The organism is Lentzea sp. NPDC058450, from assembly GCF_042721395.1.
In the GTDB taxonomy this organism is placed as follows: domain Bacteria; phylum Actinomycetota; class Actinomycetes; order Mycobacteriales; family Pseudonocardiaceae; genus Lentzea.
The window spans coordinates 80,961-96,559 of sequence record NZ_JBHXLO010000029.1; the positions used below are offsets into that span (position 1 = coordinate 80,961).

A 15,599-nucleotide genomic window follows, 5' to 3' on the forward strand; every position below is an offset into this window, starting at 1 on the left:
CTACTAAATTCCGAGCGCTCTGAACCCCAAAGCGCGCCGTGCAACCAGGTCAGATCGCGACCACGTGTCCGCCGATGCGCACGGTCAGCTCCTCGGCCGCCTTGCGGACCTCCTTGGCCAGTTCCGGCCACACCTGCCCGCACGGCGTGTCGCACAGGTGCCGGAACGTCAGCGTGATCGCCGCGATCGGCCGCTCGCCGTGGTCGAACACCGGCGCCGCCACCGACGCGAACCCCGCCGTCACGAACCCGTCCTCCACCGACCAGCCCTGCCGCCGTTCCGCGGTCAGCAGCCGCCGCAACGCGGGCAGGTTGTGCGGCCCGCGCCCGGTCCGGTCGACGAACGACGCGACGGACGGCAGCAACGCCCTGACCTGTGCCGGAGGCAGGAAGGCGAGCATCGCGCGGCCCGAGGCCGTCAGGTGGGCCGGCAGCCGCACGCCCACGTCGGACACGATCGACTGCGGCTGGCGGGGCTGCTCGCGCACCAGGTACAGCGCCTCGGGGCCGTGCAGGACGCCCAGGTGCGCGACCTTCTCCATCCGGTCGGCGAGCTTGCGGAGCAACGGGCGGGCCAGGCGTTCCAGCGGGTCGTGGCGCAGGTAGGCCGAACCGAGCTCGAAGGCCGCGACGCCCAGGCCGTAGCGCTTCTCCTCGGGGAAGTGCGTCGCGAAACCGGCCTCCGTCAGCTCGGACAGCAGGTGGTAGGTCGTAGACCTGGGGAGATTCAGCTCGCGCGCCACTGACGCCGCGGAGACCGGGCCCGGCCGGCCAGCCAGCAGCCGGAGGACCGCGAGCCCTCTCCGCAGCGCGGGAACGTCGCTGCTGCTGCCCACAACAGTGATTTTCCCACGTGATGCAGCCCACGCCGTTACGACATCAGGGCACACTCAACAGAACAGGCCTGAACTGCGTCATAGGGGTGTGACGGTTTTGAAGGGGGTCGGGATTGACACCGAGTTTCGATGACTTCGTGGCAGAACAGGTGACCCCGTTGCTGCGCTATGCCACCGTGCTCACGTGCGACCCGCACCTGGCCCAGGACGTGGTCCAGGAAGTCCTGCTGCGCGCGCAGCAGAAGTGGGACCGCATCGGTTCAGTCGACCTCCCTCACGCCTACGTCAAGCGCATGGTGACCAACGAGTACCTCTCGTGGCGCCGCCGTAGAGCAGCCAAGGACGTCGCCCTCTGCATGACGACCCTGGAGTCCGTCACCCCGCCCGTCGCGGACAAGACGCACCACTACGACGAGCGGGAAGCCATGCTGCAGCGGATCGCGAAGTTACCCCGCAAACAGCGCGCGGCCGTCGTGCTCCGCTACTACGAGAACTACGAGGACTCGGAGATCGCACAGATGCTCGGTTGTGCCGAGGGAACCGTGCGCAGCCACATCTCACGTGCGCTGGCCACACTCCGCATGGACCACACGCCGGAGCCCGCTGGTGTCGGGTTGCGGCTCGGGGAGGGCCTGTCGTGAACGACACCGAACAGCGGATCAAGGAGGCACTCGGCCTGCTGGCCGAACGCACTCCTCACCCGGGACCGACGCTGAACGCCTTGCGGCGCAAGCGGAAGAAGCAGCGCAACGTCTTCATGATCGCCGTCGCGGGCGTCGCCGCGGTCGCCGTCCTGATCTTCGCCGGCGTCGTCGCCAGCGACAGGTACGTGCCGCCGAACCCGAACGACGCGGGCGCCGCGCTGGTGCCGGGCGCGCCCGGCGCGCTGAAGTACCAGCCGCACTGGTTGCCGGTCGGGTTCGTCGAGACCTACCGCAGTGCGCACGACGGTTCGACCGAGCGCGGCTGGGTGGCCGCGGACGCTCCCGCGGACGCCTACGGCGGCGGGCCGAGCGTCACCCTGTCGAGCGGTCAGGGCTTCTCCGGCCAGTTGTCCGAGTGGAAGGACGTCACGGTGCGCGGGCTCAAGGCCCGTGTCCAGGCGACCGACACCCTCGCGGTCGTGGAGTGGAAGGCGCAGGAAACGCTCGTGGTCCGGGTGGACCGGGTCGGCCATCCCGAGGCGACGGCGCTGCGCGTCGCCGACTCCGTGCGCGCCGACTCCGACGCGGTCTTCGCGGCGCCGTTCAAGGTGCAGGGCAAGTCGGCGACCACGTTCGGCGGAACGGGTCCCGATGACTGGAACGCCCAGTACTCACCTGGTCGTGGCCCGTTCGAGGTGACTTTGAGCAAACGCCGGCCGGACTTCGGCGGTGCGCCGAGCACCCCGGTGACGGTGCGCGGCAAGCAGGGCGTCGTCGTGGGCGGCGGCACCGTGATCGTGCAGGAGGGCGACCTCTGGATCACCGTGACCAGCAACCCCGCCGACAAGCCGGACGACGAGATCGTCGCGGTGGCCAACGACGTCGAAATCGCCCCGAACCTCGACACGAGCTGGATCCGCAAGGAGTAGCCCGTCTGGCATCCCAGACACCATCACCCGCTCCGGGGTCGCTGAGTCGGCCCCGGAGCGGTCTGATGTCTGCATGCGACAACCGGTGGAGCTGGGTCCGAAGCCTCTGACCCTCGAGGACGTTCATGCCGTCGCCCGCGACGGCGCCCCGGTGGAGATCACCGCGGCGGCCAGGGAGGCGGTCACCACCGCCCGCGGCCACATCGAACAGCTCGCCACGGCCGAACGCCCCACCTACGGCGTCTCGACCGGGTTCGGCGCGCTCGCCGTCCGGCACATCCCGCCGGACCGCCGTGCCCAGCTGCAGCGGTCGCTGATCCGCTCGCACGCCGCCGGTTCCGGTCCCGAGGTCGAACGCGAGGTCGTCCGGGCGCTGATGCTGCTGCGCCTGCGCACGCTCTCGACCGGTCACACCGGCGTTCGGCTGTCCACTGTGGACGCGATGGCCGGGATGCTGAACGCCGGCATCACGCCGATCGTCCACGAGTTCGGCTCGCTCGGCTGCTCGGGTGACCTCGCGCCGCTCAGCGCCAACGCGTTGGCGCTGATGGGCGAGGGCATGGTCCGCAACGCCGCAGGCGAGCTCGTCACCGCCGCGGAGGCCCTCGAAGCGGCCGGCATCGAACCGGTGCAGCTGGCCGAGAAGGAAGGCCTCGCGCTGATCAACGGCACCGACGGCATGCTCGGCATGCTGGCGCTGGCGATCGCCGACTTCACCAGGCTGCTGGACATCGCGGACCTCACCGCCGCGATGAGCGTCGAGGCCCTGCTGGGCACCGACCGCGTCTTCGAGCCGGAACTGCACGCGCTGCGCCCGCACCCCGGCCAGAACCTCTCCGCCGCCCGGATGCTCGCGTTCCTGCGGGACTCCGAGATCGTCGCCTCGCACCGCGGCCCCGACTGCACCCGCGTGCAGGACGCGTACTCGCTGCGCTGCTCACCGCAGGTGCACGGCGCCGCCCGCGACACCGTGGCGTACGCGGCGACGGTGGCCGACCGCGAGCTGTCGTCCGTGATCGACAACCCCGTCGTGCTCGCGGACGGCCGGGTCGAGTCCAACGGCAACTTCCACGGCGCGCCCGTGGCCTACGCGCTCGACTTCCTGGCCATCCCGCTCGCGGACGTGGCCTCGATCGCCGAGCGCCGCACCGACCGCATGCTCGACGTCTCGCGCTCGCACGGCCTGCCGCCGTTCCTCGCGGACGACCCCGGCGTCGACTCCGGCCACATGATCGCCCAGTACACGCAGGCGGCGATCGTGTCCGAGCTCAAGCGCCTCGCGGTGCCGGCGTCCGTCGACTCCATCCCGTCCTCCGCGATGCAGGAGGACCACGTGTCGATGGGCTGGTCCGCCGCCCGCAAGCTGCGCAAGGCCGTGGACGGGCTCACCACCGTGCTGGCCATCGAACTCCTCACCGCCGCGCGGGCCCTCGACCTGCGCGCGCCCCTCAAGCCCGCCCCCGCGACGGCCGCCGCCGTGGCGAAGCTGCGCGAGACCGTCCAGGGCCCCGGCCCGGACCGCCACCTCGCGCCCGAGATCGCCGCCGCCGAGGCCCTCATCCGAAGTGGAGCTCTGTGATGACCACCGTTCGCGCTGACCGCGGCACCGAACTGACCGCCAAGAACTGGTCCACCGAGGCCGCTCTCCGGATGTTCCACAACAACCTCGACCCGGACGTCGCCGAGCGCCCCGAGGACCTCGTCGTCTATGGCGGCACCGGCAAGGCCGCACGCGACTGGCCGTCGTTCGACGCCATCACCCGTGAGCTCAAGAACCTCGAGGCCGACGAGACGCTGCTCGTGCAGTCCGGCCGCCCGGTCGGCGTCATGCGCACCAACGAGTGGGCGCCCCGCGTGCTCATCGCCAACTCGAACCTCGTGCCGGACTGGGCGAACTGGCCCGAGTTCCGCCGCCTGGAGGCCGAGGGCCTCACGATGTACGGCCAGATGACCGCCGGGTCGTGGATCTACATCGGCACCCAGGGCATCCTGCAGGGCACCTTCGAGACGTTCGCCGCCGTTGCCACCAAGCGCTTCAACGGCACGCTCAGGGGCACCCTGACGGTCACCGCGGGCCTCGGCGGCATGGGTGGCGCGCAGCCGCTCGCCGTGACGATGAACGAGGGCGTCGCGCTGTGCATCGAGGTCGACCCGCACCGCGCCCAGCGTCGCCTGGAGACCCGCTACCTCGACGAGATCGCCGCTGACCTGGACTCCGCCATCGAGCGCGTGCTGGCCGCCAAGGCCGCTGGCGAGGCCGTGTCCGTCGGTGTCGTGGGCAACGCGGCGGAGATCCTGCCCGAGCTGCTGCGCCGCGAGGTCGCCGTCGACATCGTCACGGACCAGACCTCCGCGCACGACCCGCTGGCGTACCTGCCGGTCGGCGTCGAGCTGGACGAGTGGCAGGACTACGCGGCCGCGAAGCCGGACGAGTTCACCGACCGCGCCCGCAAGTCGATGGCGGACCACGTCGAGGCCATGGTCGGGTTCATGGACCGCGGCGCCGAGGTGTTCGACTACGGCAACTCGATCCGCGGCGAGGCGCAGCTCGGCGGCTACGACCGCGCGTTCGCGTTCCCCGGCTTCGTGCCCGCCTACATCCGCCCGCTGTTCTGCGAGGGCAAGGGCCCGTTCCGCTGGGCGGCCCTGTCCGGCGACCCGGCCGACATCGCGAAGACCGACGCCGCGATCCTGGAGCTCTTCCCGGACAACGAGCAGCTGCACCGCTGGATCAAGATGGCCGGTGAGCGCGTCGAGTTCCAGGGCCTGCCCGCCCGCATCTGCTGGCTCGGCTACGGCGAACGGCACCTCGCCGGCCTCAAGTTCAACGAGATGGTCGCTTCCGGCGAGTTGTCGGCGCCGATCGTGATCGGCCGCGACCACCTCGACTGCGGCTCGGTGGCCTCCCCGTACCGCGAGACCGAGGCGATGGCCGACGGGTCCGACGCGATCGCGGACTGGCCGTTGCTGAACGCCCTGGTCAACACGGCCTCGGGTGCGACGTGGGTGTCGATCCACCACGGTGGTGGCGTGGGCATCGGCCGCTCGATCCACGCCGGTCAGGTGACGGTCGCGGACGGCACGGAGCTGGCCGCGCGGAAGATCGAGCGCGTGCTCACGAACGACCCCGGCATGGGCGTCATCCGGCACGTGGACGCCGGGTACGACGAGGCCAAGACGGTGGCAGCGGACAAGGGCGTCCGCATTCCGATGGAGGGCTGATGCTCGACCAGATCGCGGACGTCGGCAAGGACCTGAAGCGTGGCGGTTACTCGCGCCACGGCTACAACAAGCCCGAGCTCGAACTGCGGCACTGGTTCGTGGAACAGGCGGTCCGGCGCGGTCTCAACGTGGAGACCGACCAGAACGGCAACCTCTGGGCGTGGTGGGGCGAGCGCGGCGACAACGCGCTCATCACCGGCAGCCACCTGGACTCGGTTCCCGGTGGCGGTGCGTTCGACGGCCCGCTCGGGGTGACGTCGGCCCTGGAGGCCGTAGATCTCCTGCAGGCCAAGGGGTTCAAGCCGGGGCGACCGTTCGCGATCACGGTCTTCGCCGAGGAGGAGGGCGGCCGGTTCGGCGTCGCCTGCCTCGGGTCCCGGTTGCTGACCGGCGCCATCTCGGCCGAGAAGGCGTTGGGGCTCAAGGATCCTGACGGGGTGACGCTGGCCGAGGCCATGAAGGCTGCGGGCTACAACCCCGATCTGGTCGGACGTGACGAGAAGGCGTTGAAGCGCATCGGGCAGTTCGTCGAACTGCACGTCGAACAGGGCCGTGGTTTGAGCGTGCCCGTCGGTGTCGCTTCGAGCATCCTCGCGCACGGCCGGTGGCGCTTCACGTTCTCCGGCGAGGGCAACCACGCCGGCGCGACGCTGATCGAGGACCGCCGCGACCCGATGCTCCCCGCGTCCCAGCTCGTCCTCGCCGCCAGGAAGGCGGCCAGGGGTGGCGGTCGTGCCACTGTGGGAAGGCTCGTCCCCAACCCCGGTGGCACCAACGTCATCGCGTCCACCGTGGACGTCTGGCTGGACGCGCGGGACAGCGACGACGCGCGCACCCGCGCGATCGTCGCGGAGATCTCCGAGGCGGCGCACCAGGCCGCCAAGGAGGAGGGCTGCGAGCTGCGGATCACCGAGGAGTCGTACGGCGACACGGTGTACTTCGACAGCGCGTTGCGCGACGACATCGCCGGGGCGCTCGGTGGCGTTCCGGCGCTGCCGACGGGTGCCGGGCACGACGCGGGCATCCTCGCCGAGCACGTGCCGACGGCGATGCTGTTCGTGCGCAACCCCACCGGCGTGAGCCACGCGCCGGAGGAGTTCGCCGAGCAGGCCGACGTCGACGAGGGCGTCAAGGCGCTGGCCGCGACGATCGAACACCTCGGCTCATGAACTTCTGGTGCGAGCGGGCCTGGTTGCCCACCGGGCTCGCCGAGCGCGTCCTGATCAGGGTCGAGAACGGCGTCATCTCGTCGGTGTCCACAGTGGACACGATTCCGCTGGGTGTGCGGCGGCTGCACGGCGTGGTCGTGCCGGGCTTCGCGAACGCCCACTCGCACGCTTTCCACCGGGCGTTGCGCGGCCGCACGCACGACGGCGGCGGCACGTTCTGGACGTGGCGCGAAGGCATGTACGCGCTGGCCTCGCGGTTGACCCCGCAGTCGTACTACCGGCTGGCCCGCGCGGTCTACGGCGAGATGGCGCTCGCGGGCGTCTCCGCCGTGGGCGAGTTCCACTACGTGCACGACAGGTCGAACGAGTTCGGCTACGCGCTGCGCGAGGCCGCGTCGGACGCGGGCATCCGGCTCACGTTGCTCGACACCTGCTACCTCGCGGGCGGCATCGACCAGCCCGTGAACGAGGTGCAGCAACGCTTCTCCGACGGCACCGCGGAGGCCTGGGCCGCGCGGGTCTCCGAGCTGAAGCCCGACGACGTGATGCGCGTCGGTGCCGCGATCCACTCGGTTCGGGCCGTGCCCCGGGCCGAACTCTCCGTGGTGGCACAGGCGTTCCCGGACGCGCCACTGCACGTGCACCTGTCCGAGCAGCCCGCCGAGAACGAGGCGTGCCTCGCCGCGTACGGCCTGACGCCGACCGCGTTGCTGCACGAGGCGGGCGCTCTCTCGCCGCGCACCACGGCCGTGCACGCCACGCACCTCACGTCCGAGGACATCGCGTTGCTGGGCGGTTCCGGCACCGGCGCGTGCTTCTGCCCGACGACCGAGGCGGACCTCGCGGACGGCATCGGTCCCGCCCGTGAGCTGGCCGACGCCGGCAGCCCGCTCTCGCTCGGCAGCGACCAGCACGCGGTGATCGACCCGTTGCTGGAGTCCAGGGCGCTGGAGCACAACGAGCGGTTGCGGACGGGTCAGCGCGGCCGCTTCTCCCCGGCCGAGTTGATGGAGGCCGCCACCCGGCACTCCGCGCTCGGCTGGAACGGCGGACGCATCGAGGTCGGCGCGCCGTGCGACCTCGTGGCCATCAGCTGCTCGACGCCGCGCACCGCGGGATCGTTGCCGCAGCAGGTCCTCCTGTCCGCGACGGCGTCCGATGTGGACACCGTGGTGGTCGGCGGCCGGGTGGTCGCTGCCGGTGGTGTGCACGAGACCCTGGGAGACGTCGGCAGGCTGCTGGCGGACGCGATCGAGGAGCTGTGGGCATGAGCGTGCTGATCACCGGCATCGGTGAGCTGACCACGAACACCGAGGTCAGCGGCGACGCGCTGGTCATCGACGGTGCCGAGATCGCCTGGGTCGGCGCTGCGGGAGACGCTCCGGCGGCAGACGAATGCGTCGACGTCGAGGGCCGCGCGGTGCTGCCCGGCTGGGTCGACAGCCACACCCACCTGGTGTTCGCGGGCGACCGCACCGCCGAGTTCGGTGCGCGCATGGCGGGCAAGCCGTACACCGCGGGCGGCATCGCCGTGACCGTGAACGCGACGCGGGCGGCATCCGACGAGGAACTGGCCGCCGTGGTCCGCAAGCACGTCGCGGAGGCGTTGCGGCAGGGGACGACGTTCGTCGAGACCAAGACCGGCTACGGCCTGAACGTCGCCGACGAGGTGCGGTCGGCCCGCATCGCCGCCGAGCACGCCGACGAGGTCACGTTCCTCGGCGCGCACCTGGTGCCTCCGGGTGCGGATGCCGACTCCTACGTCGACCTGGTGCGCGGCGAGATGCTCGACGCCGTCGCACCCCTCGTGAGCTGGGCAGACGTGTTCTGCGAGAAGGGCGCGTTCGACTACGACCAGTCGAAGGCGGTGCTGGAGGCCGCGGCGAAGAAGGGCCTCGGCCTGCGCGTGCACGGCAACCAGCTCGGCGAGGGCCCCGGCGTGCGGCTGGCCGTCGAGCTCGGCGCCGCGTCAGTGGACCACTGCACATACCTTTCCGGGTCTGACGTCGACGCGCTGGCGTCGTCCGGCACCGTCGCGACGCTGCTTCCGGCCTGCGATCTCTCCACCCGCCAGTCGCTGCCACCCGCCCGCGCGCTGCTCGACGCCGGTGCGACCGTCGCGCTCGCCAGCAACTGCAACCCCGGCTCCTCGTACACCTCGTCGATGGCGTTCTGCGTGACGACAGCCGTCCTGCAGATGCGGATGACCGTCGAGGAGGCGGTCTGGGCGGCCACGGCGGGCGGCGCGCGGGCGTTGCGACGGGACGACGTCGGCGTCATCAGGCCTGGTGCGCGGGCTGATCTTCACGTGCTGGACGCGCCCTCGATCACTCATCTGGCGTACCGCCCCGGGGTCCCTTTGACGCACTCCGTGTGGCAACGAGGCGTACGCGCCAATTGAGACTGCCGTCTCATTCACCTCCGTGTGGGCCTACTGGCGGAAGGTGCGGGGCCGTACGGTGTCCTCGTGGTGGATTTCGCGGAGGCCCTGACGAAAGCCGTCGACAACAGCGGCCTCAGCCTCGAACGCATCCAGCACCACCTGGCGGCGCGGGGCATGCAGGTCAGCATCTCGACGCTGAGCTACTGGCGTCGCGGCCGAAGCCGTCCGGAACGCCCGGAGTCGCTCAAGGTCGTCGCGGCGCTCGAGGAGCTGCTCGACCTCGGTGAGGGCTTCCTGACCGACCGGCTGGGCGACAAGCGGCCACGCGGGCGGTGGGTGGACCAATCGCTGTCCCTGGAGGACATGTGGGACTCGCGGGCCACCGACCTCGGTGAGGTCATGGCGCGCATCGACAGGCTGAACCCGACGGCCACGACGTACCTGAGCGTGCAGGACCGGCAGGTGATCGGGCCGGACCGCCGTGAGGTCTCGAACCGCTGCACGGGCGTCGTCCAGGCGTTGGAGGACGGGGTGGACAGGTTCCTCGCCATCCAGCTCGCCGACGCGACGGACTTCGGCGTGCCGTCGATCGAGGCGGGGGCGCCGTGCCGGCTCGGGCGGGTGCGCGGGGAGGACTCGACGGGGTTCCTCGTCGCGGAGATCCTCTTCGACCGGATGCTGCGGGCGGGCGAGACGGCGCTGGTGGACTACACGGTCCGGATGAGACCCGGCGCGGACAGCGAGGTCTGCGACCGGCGTTTCCTGAGGCCTGTCAACGACTACACGCTGCAGATCGACTTCCACCCGGACGCGGTGCCGGCGCGGTGCTTCCAGTTCGCCCGGCCGTCGTTGCACGAGCCGGAGACGGCGCTGAACGACCTGTGGATCGGGACGACGGCGTCGACGCACATCCACGTGCGGAACTCGAAGCCCGGAATCTACGGAGTGCGGTGGGAGTGGGAGTAGCCGCTACTCCCACTCCCACCGCAAGCGCCCCCAGTCGAAACGATGCTCTTGGCCGAGCCGCATTCGGCCGTGGCATCGAGGGCGCCCAGGATGGCCGTCGCCGCTGCAGGGTGGCGGCGACGGCAGGTTCCTAGACCTTCAAGAGCAGGTTCGGCGAACCCGTCTTGATGTCGGTCAGCTTGTTGGGCGTGGCCGCGCCGACCAGGGCGTTGCGCACCTGGGCGGGCGTCGCGGAGGGGTTCGCGCTCAGGTAGAGCGCGGCCGCGCCGGCGACGTGCGGGGAGGCCATCGACGTGCCGCCCATGGACCGCGTGCCCGTGTCGTTGCTGTGGGAGGCGGACACGATGTCGCTGCCCGGCGCCCAGATGTCGAGGCACTTGCCCCAGTTCGACGACCCGGCGGACCAGATCGACCGCTTGTCGGCGCGGTCGGACGCACCCACGGTGATCGCCTCCGGCGTGCGGGCCGGGGTGAAGTTGCAGGAGTCCTGGCCGCTGTTGCCGCCCGCGAGCACGTAGGTGAAGCCCGCGCTGATCGACCGCTTGACGGCGTTCTCCAGCGAGGCGTTCGTGCCGCTGCCGCCGAGGCTCATGTTGACGACGGCGGGCTTCTTGCCGTTGGCCGTCACCCAGTCGATGCCGCGGATGATGGTGTCCCAGGGGCCGCTGCCGTTGCAGTCGAGCACCCGGACGCCGACCAGCTTGGCCTTCTTCGCGACACCGTACGTCTTGCCGCCGACCGTGCCGGCGACGTGCGTGCCGTGGCCCTGGCAGTCCTGCGCCGTGGCGTCGTTGTCGATGAAGTCGTAACCGTCGGTCGCCCGGCCCTCGAATTCGGAATGCGTTTTCCTGATTCCGGTGTCGAGAACGTACGCGTTCACGTTCGACGCGGTGTTCGGGTAGGTGTACGAGTTGCTCAGCGGCAGGTTCGCCTGGTCGATCCGGTCAAGGCCCCACACGGGGTTCGACTGAGTGGCCTGGATGGTGGCGACCGTGTTGCGCTCGACGAATTGCACGTCGGGGTCGGCCGCAAGGCGCCGAGCCTGACGATCCGACATTCCGGTGACCGAGAACCCGTTCAGCGCGGCGCTGTAGGTGTACTTGAGATTGCCCTGGTAGCGGGACGCCAACGCGCTGGCAGGGGTGCGCGCTCCGTCCTTCAGCACCACGATGTAGCTGCCCTCGACCGCCTGCGTGCCCGAACCGGGCAGAACTGCTTGCTCAGCGATCGCGGTGGGCGTCCACATCGCCGTGGAAGCGATGCCCAATGCCGCCGCGATGGCGACATGACGCCGAAGAGCCATGGGGTTCCTCCTGGCAGGGAATGAACTGGGGAACACCAAGAAACTAACGCGAGCTGTGCGCCGGATAACAGGTTCGAAACTTCAGTTTTCAATACTGTCAAAACTGTGTCGAAACCGATTTCGGGCACGCGCTGTACTTGCTCCGCCCGGATTCGATCACCGCCAGTAGCTCTTGCCCAGTGCAAGAATTCGCGGCCGCGGCCGGCGTAGCTGGAGCAACTCCACGTGGCATGCGGCGTTCGATGGGGGCAGGGTGAGTGGCATGGAGTACACGAACCTCGGCCGCAGCGGCCTGTCCGTCTCCCGCCTGTGCCTCGGCACGATGAACTTCGGTCCCGAGACGACCGAGGACGACAGCCACGCGATCATGGACCGCGCCCACGAGCACGGCCTGAACTTCTTCGACACGGCCAACGTCTACGGCTGGAAGCAGGGCGAGGGCGTCACCGAGAACATCATCGGCCGCTGGTTCGCGAAGGGCGGCACCCGCCGCGAGCGGACCGTCATCGCCACCAAGCTCTACGGCAGCATGGGCACCTGGCCCAACGAGACCAAGCTCTCGGCCCTGAACATCCGCCGAGCCGCCGACGCCTCGTTGAAGCGCATGCAGACCGACTACATCGACCTCTACCAGATGCACCACGTCGACCGCGCCACGCCGTGGGACGAGATCTGGGAGGCCTTCTCCGTCCTGCGCCAGCAGGGCAAGGTCATCTACTTCGGCTCCTCCAACTTCGCCGGCTGGCACATCGCCCAGGCCGCGGAGGCAGCCAAGACCCGTGGCTTCCTCGGCCTGGTGTCGGAGCAGTCCATCTACAACCTGATGACCCGCTGGGCCGAGCTGGAGGTCCTGCCGGCCGCCCGCCACTACGGCCTCGGCGTGATCCCGTGGTCGCCGCTGCACGGCGGGCTGCTGGGCGGCGTGTTGCGCAAGCAGCGCGAGGGTGGCGTTTCGCGCTCCGCGTCCGGGCGTTCCGCGGATGCGTTGGAGAAGAGCCGCGACCAGATCGAGGCCTACGAGAAGCTCTGCGCCGAGATCGGCGAGGACCCGGCGAACGTCGGGTTGGCGTGGCTGCTGCACCAAGAGGGCGTGACGGCGCCGATCATCGGGCCGCGCACGATCGAGCAGCTCGACAACTCGTTGCGTGCCGCCGAGTTGAAGCTCGACGCGGAGGTGCTGACGAAACTCGACGAGCTGTTCCCGGCTCCGGGGCCAAACGGCTCGAAGCCGGCGCCGGAGGCCTACGCCTGGTGACCCGTTAGTCGGTCGCCAGGATGATCGTCTCGTTCGCGGGGAGTCGGCCGTCAGCCCGTCGTTGCATCACCGACAGGCTGGCGGCCAAGTCCAGGAATGGGGCCCAGTTGAACTGGGTCGCCTCCCCCTCCAAGCACAGGGCGAGGATGCGCAACTCGGCGGCGAGTTCCGGGGTGAGCGGGACCCTTCTGTGGAAGACCGCTGAGACCGCTTCGATGAAGGACTTGATGCGTGCTGTTCCCCAGTCGGTCAACGCGGCTTTCCGCGCCAGCCTCAGCGTGTGAGAGGGGCTCCGGAGAACCGCCGCGTAGAAGGCGTCGTCGGCCGGGAAGACGAGCTCGGCGGAGAGGGCCTGAACGCACTTGCCGATGAACTTCGACCGCGACGAGGGCGGCGGGAGCATGCCCTGGGCAAGCAGTTGGCCCAGGACGACCTCGGCGTCTTCGTTCGTGGCGGACACGTTGAGCTTGAGCAGCTTCAGCGACGACACGTGCACGGGCGGACGAAACCGGTTGAAGCTGGTTCCGAGGCTCACGAATGTGACCGCGGCGCTCGACAACTGTTCGAACAGCAGGTCGACGTCGTTCTCCAAGTCGCTCATCAACTCACCGCGCGTGATGCTGAAGTGGCCCGCGTGGTTGTCGTCCGGTGTGTAGGGCGACAACGAGTTGATCTTTGCCGCGAGAGGGGACGACATCAGCTCGGCTGTTCGTCCCAGACCGAAGGTCTGTCCGACACCCACGGTGTGGTTGACCCACCAGACGAAGTCGGCCGCGTCGTCGGGCCACATCCCCCTGGCCGGGTCGTCCGGCGCGCCCAGCGGAACGTCCGGTGTTCGATCCGGGGAGTGGAGCAGGAACAACCGGTAGATGCGCACAGGCACGGGTTCTGAGCAGATGTGAGTGCCCTCGCCGGTGCGCACGCGGTTCCGCAGGTACCGCGCCAGCTCGACACGCGTCATGAGATGGCGCAGGTCGTCGGCCGCGTTCGGGTCGTGCGCCACGTCCAGCAACTGGTCGAGCTCCGAGCGAAGAGCTCGCGCCAACTCGCTGCCCTGCTCCTGGCAGTCGAAAGCCAGTGACAAGGCCTCGGCCGAGCCGGCGCTGAGGCACGCCTCGACGATCGGGTCGGCGTTGGCGCGAGCCACGTGCAGCAGTGTGGTTTCGCGCCACCACACGTCGTCGACACTCTCGACCAGCACACTGATCGCCTGCTTCTCACGGATGTAGTGCGCCGCAAGGTATTCCTGGAACGTCAGGTGGGCGAAGGCGAAGATGTCCCGCTCCCGTTCCATCAGCAGGCCGCAGGACGTCATCTGCTCCAGGAACCTGGTCTCGTCCAGCTCGTTCGTCATGCGCTGCAACGAGTTGCGGACCTCGACGGCGATCTGGTCGCGGCTGAGGTCGCGCAGCCGGCGGGCCATCATCGAGTAGGCGAGTGCGCTCAGCAGCGCCATCTTCTGGTCGCCGGTCAGTTCTGACTCGAGCTTCTTGGCCTCCTGCCGCCGCCACAACAGGACCTGGCAGATCTCGCCGTACAGGTCTACCCGGCTGCCAGGCAGCGCGCCGCGGAACTTGTGCACGTTGGCGATCATGGTGAGCAGCAACGGGTTCACGGTCAGCTCGTAGAGCGCCGTGTTCTGGCGCAGGCGTTCGAGGAGGTCGGTGGACTCCTGCGCGGCCAGTTCGGCGATGACCGCTGACTTCTCCTGTGTGCTGCGCTGCTCGAACGCCAGGTACCAGCTGCGGACGAACCTGGTCACCTGCTCGTCGGTGAAGCCGCGCACCTGCACGATCTCCGCGCCGGACACGGGTGCCGTGTAGTAGCCGTGCGGGCGGGAGGTGATGACGAAGTCGTTGTCGGGGTAGGCGGCCACCTGGCGTTCGACCCACTCGGAGACCTGGAGGCGGTTCTCCAGGTCGGCGACCTCGTCCAGGCCGTCGAGCAGCACCACGCATCGACCCGCCTGGAGCTTGCGTTCGAACCAGCCGGACGGGGCGTTGCGGTCGGTCAGCGTCGTGAGCGGGCGGTCGTTCGCGATGGCGTGGACGTGGTCTCGCAGGTACAGCAGCACCGGGACGGGTCGGCGGCGGCGATTGCGGCAGACGAGCATCGCGGTGTGCCGCAGGAGGGTTGTCTTGCCGCAGCCCGGTGCACCGATCACGGCCAGGACGACCGGGGTCGGCTGGTCGATCAGGTCGCCGAGGAAGCGGCGGTCCGAGTCGGAGGCCCTGCCGCCGATGACGTGTGAGGCCACTTTCTGTGGATCGCTGTGCACGAGGCTGACGTCGACGAACACCTCGTCCAGTCTCGGGGTGTAAAAGCCCATCGTCGCGAGGCCCTTGAGGTCCACGAACCTCAGGTTGCTCAGCATCGCCTTGCGATAGCGGCCTCGGTAGCCCGAGAAGAGTCGGCTGACCACGCCGTCGATGGCGTTGGCCAGGCGGACTTTCCACTTCTGGTTCAGCTCGTCGGCGGTGCCGCCCACGAGCTTGGTGACGAGGGTGGCGCCCCAGACCAGGGCCTGCCAGGCCAGGAGTATCGCCATCGCCTGCACCGGATGCGCCGCCGCCCACGTCTGGAGCCAGGCGAAGGCGGCGGCGGGCGGGACGAGAGCCATGAGGAGCGGCGCCAGGTGCTTGCCCATGCACCTCTGTCGAACGGGAGGCGCCGATCGTCACGTTATTCGTGGTGAGTGGTGCTCAGTCTTCGAAGTCGTCGTCATCGCGCGCGAGGAACGTTGCGAAGCGTTCGATCGGCGTCTCGAACTCCGGGTTGGCGTCGACGAACTCGCGCAGCTTGTCGGCTAGCCACGCGAAGGAGACCTCCTCCTCGCCGCGCCGCTTCTCGAGCTCTTCGATGCCGCGATCGGTGTGGTACATGGACACTCCTG

The 15,599-nt window shown here is 69.6% G+C and carries 13 protein-coding genes; 9 read left to right on the forward strand and 4 right to left on the reverse strand.

Features of this window, described 5'->3' with window-relative positions:
- Positions 1–49: 49 nt before the first annotated feature.
- The gene (locus ACFWNN_RS34610; protein WP_382444158.1) at positions 50–835 is read right to left on the reverse strand and encodes an IclR family transcriptional regulator; all 786 of its coding nucleotides are present in this window, start codon (positions 833–835) and stop codon (positions 50–52) included.
- 113 nt (positions 836–948) lie between these two features.
- Between ACFWNN_RS34610 and ACFWNN_RS34615 the strand changes: the two genes are divergently transcribed.
- The 8 genes from ACFWNN_RS34615 to ACFWNN_RS34650 all read left to right on the forward strand — a co-directional run bounded on the left by ACFWNN_RS34615 (position 949) and on the right by ACFWNN_RS34650 (position 10,148).
- Positions 949–1,476 (forward strand): SigE family RNA polymerase sigma factor, encoded by a 528-nt coding sequence (locus ACFWNN_RS34615; RefSeq protein WP_285643839.1) that lies wholly within the window; start codon positions 949–951, stop codon positions 1,474–1,476.
- Positions 1,473–2,408: a hypothetical protein gene (locus ACFWNN_RS34620; RefSeq protein ID WP_382444159.1), complete on the forward strand. Its 936-nt coding sequence runs from the start codon at positions 1,473–1,475 to the stop codon at positions 2,406–2,408. Before ACFWNN_RS34615 ends, ACFWNN_RS34620 begins: the two co-directional genes overlap by 4 nt.
- Before the next feature lie 73 nt (positions 2,409–2,481).
- Positions 2,482–3,987, forward strand: a complete 1,506-nt coding sequence (hutH, locus tag ACFWNN_RS34625) for a histidine ammonia-lyase (RefSeq protein ID WP_382444160.1) — start codon at positions 2,482–2,484, stop codon at positions 3,985–3,987.
- Positions 3,984–5,630: a urocanate hydratase gene (gene hutU / locus ACFWNN_RS34630; RefSeq protein ID WP_382444161.1), complete on the forward strand. Its 1,647-nt coding sequence runs from the start codon at positions 3,984–3,986 to the stop codon at positions 5,628–5,630. Before hutH ends, hutU begins: the two co-directional genes overlap by 4 nt.
- Positions 5,630–6,799, forward strand: coding sequence for an allantoate amidohydrolase (locus ACFWNN_RS34635; protein WP_382444162.1), 1,170 nt, complete (start codon positions 5,630–5,632; stop codon positions 6,797–6,799). Before hutU ends, ACFWNN_RS34635 begins: the two co-directional genes overlap by 1 nt.
- Positions 6,796–8,070 carry a formimidoylglutamate deiminase gene (locus ACFWNN_RS34640; RefSeq protein WP_382444163.1) on the forward strand — a complete coding sequence of 425 codons (1,275 nt, stop codon included), beginning with the start codon at positions 6,796–6,798 and terminating at the stop codon, positions 8,068–8,070. Before ACFWNN_RS34635 ends, ACFWNN_RS34640 begins: the two co-directional genes overlap by 4 nt.
- Positions 8,067–9,200, forward strand: a complete 1,134-nt coding sequence (hutI, locus tag ACFWNN_RS34645) for an imidazolonepropionase (RefSeq protein ID WP_382444164.1) — start codon at positions 8,067–8,069, stop codon at positions 9,198–9,200. Before ACFWNN_RS34640 ends, hutI begins: the two co-directional genes overlap by 4 nt.
- 66 nt (positions 9,201–9,266) lie before the next feature.
- Positions 9,267–10,148 carry a hypothetical protein gene (locus ACFWNN_RS34650; RefSeq protein ID WP_382444165.1) on the forward strand — a complete coding sequence of 294 codons (882 nt, stop codon included), beginning with the start codon at positions 9,267–9,269 and terminating at the stop codon, positions 10,146–10,148.
- 130 nt (positions 10,149–10,278) lie between these two features.
- Here ACFWNN_RS34650 and ACFWNN_RS34655 read toward each other — a convergent pair whose 3' ends face one another.
- Complete coding sequence (locus ACFWNN_RS34655) at positions 10,279–11,451, reverse strand: S8 family peptidase (RefSeq protein WP_382444166.1); 1,173 nt, start codon at positions 11,449–11,451, stop codon at positions 10,279–10,281.
- Positions 11,452–11,713: 262 nt separating this feature from the next.
- Here ACFWNN_RS34655 and ACFWNN_RS34660 point away from each other — a divergent pair, with 262 nt between their 5' ends.
- Positions 11,714–12,706 (forward strand): aldo/keto reductase, encoded by a 993-nt coding sequence (locus tag ACFWNN_RS34660; protein WP_382444167.1) that lies wholly within the window; start codon positions 11,714–11,716, stop codon positions 12,704–12,706.
- Between the two features lie 4 nt (positions 12,707–12,710).
- Here ACFWNN_RS34660 and ACFWNN_RS34665 read toward each other — a convergent pair whose 3' ends face one another.
- Positions 12,711–15,353 carry an NACHT domain-containing protein gene (locus tag ACFWNN_RS34665; RefSeq protein ID WP_382444168.1) on the reverse strand — a complete coding sequence of 881 codons (2,643 nt, stop codon included), beginning with the start codon at positions 15,351–15,353 and terminating at the stop codon, positions 12,711–12,713.
- Positions 15,354–15,408: 55 nt separating this feature from the next.
- Complete coding sequence (locus tag ACFWNN_RS34670; protein WP_285643817.1) at positions 15,409–15,588, reverse strand: DUF6104 family protein; 180 nt, start codon at positions 15,586–15,588, stop codon at positions 15,409–15,411.
- Positions 15,589–15,599: the final 11 nt, after the last annotated feature.

What these genes read in the sequence shown, in the direction of transcription:
- ACFWNN_RS34635 (WP_382444162.1), top strand. Translation starts at nt 5,630, where the DNA reads ATGCTCGACCAGATCGCGGACGTCGGCAAGGACCTGAAGCGTGGCGGT.
- ACFWNN_RS34640 (WP_382444163.1), top strand. Translation starts at nt 6,796, where the DNA reads ATGAACTTCTGGTGCGAGCGGGCCTGGTTGCCCACCGGGCTCGCCGAG.
- ACFWNN_RS34665 (WP_382444168.1), bottom strand. Translation starts at nt 15,353, where the DNA reads ATGGGCAAGCACCTGGCGCCGCTCCTCATGGCTCTCGTCCCGCCCGCC.
- ACFWNN_RS34660 (WP_382444167.1), top strand. Translation starts at nt 11,714, where the DNA reads ATGGAGTACACGAACCTCGGCCGCAGCGGCCTGTCCGTCTCCCGCCTG.
- ACFWNN_RS34655 (WP_382444166.1), bottom strand. Translation starts at nt 11,451, where the DNA reads ATGGCTCTTCGGCGTCATGTCGCCATCGCGGCGGCATTGGGCATCGCT.
- ACFWNN_RS34670 (WP_285643817.1), bottom strand. Translation starts at nt 15,588, where the DNA reads ATGTACCACACCGATCGCGGCATCGAAGAGCTCGAGAAGCGGCGCGGC.
- hutI (WP_382444164.1), top strand. Translation starts at nt 8,067, where the DNA reads ATGAGCGTGCTGATCACCGGCATCGGTGAGCTGACCACGAACACCGAG.
- hutH (WP_382444160.1), top strand. Translation starts at nt 2,482, where the DNA reads ATGCGACAACCGGTGGAGCTGGGTCCGAAGCCTCTGACCCTCGAGGAC.